The organism is Acinetobacter lwoffii, from assembly GCF_022809915.1.
Classification (GTDB): domain Bacteria; phylum Pseudomonadota; class Gammaproteobacteria; order Pseudomonadales; family Moraxellaceae; genus Acinetobacter; species Acinetobacter lwoffii_M.
In genome coordinates this window covers 1-817 of the sequence record NZ_JALGQY010000091.1, presented here as the reverse complement: position 1 = coordinate 817, position 817 = coordinate 1, and the positions used below count along the sequence as shown (strand labels likewise).

The window sequence follows — 817 nt, the reverse complement described above, 5'->3', positions numbered from 1 at the left end:
TCAAATGTAGTTGCCATAATGCATCATTCCTGTTTTTAACAGTTTAAGGAAATGACACAGTTTTTTGAACACTACCCAAAAACTGCCAAGCACATCTTAAAGATATCTATTGAAAGATTTCTGTCCATTTGTAATTTAATCCAAAAACTTATACTTGCTTTGAAGCTGGTATCTTAAGAGATTTGGGCTTTTATATCTCAAATATTTTATCTCTATATTTGAATTAAATATAAACTACTGATCCTAGACAGTATCGTGGACAATCGATCCCTCTAAATTCTTGAAATATTTCTGTTCAAAGGCTTCTGGACTTAACCAGCCGTTTGCAGAATGCCTTCTGACCCGATTGTAATAAATCTCAATATAATCAAACAAGACCGCATTCGCCTCTTTTCGAGTCGAAAACACACTGCCATGTACCACATGACCTTTTAATGTATGAAAGAAGCTTTCAGTCACTGCATTATCCCAACAGTTTCCACGTCTAGACATACTCTGAGTACAATCATTTTTCAGTAACAGCGCTCTAAAATCACGACTACAGTACTGTGAGCCTTGGTCCGAATGAACCATAACACCAGTTGGATAACCCTGACGAGCCATTGCATAGTTAAACGTATCACACACCAACTGGCGGTCTATTCGATGGCTGGTTTGCCACCCCACGATACGACGGCTAAATAAATCTAGCATCACACATAAATACAACCAACCTTCTTTAGTGCGGATATAGGTAATGTCTGTTGTCCAGACTTTATTAGGCTGAGTAACTGCAAATTGGCGATCCAACAAGTTGGGTGCTGTAGGCAAACGATGG

The 817-nt window shown here is 38.6% G+C and carries 1 protein-coding gene; it reads right to left on the bottom strand.

From position 1 onward, the window contains the following. Window positions 1-243: 243 nt before the first annotated feature. Window positions 244-817: IS3 family transposase (locus MTX11_RS16555; RefSeq protein WP_243475618.1), on the bottom strand; the 574-nt coding region annotated here is incomplete at its 5' end.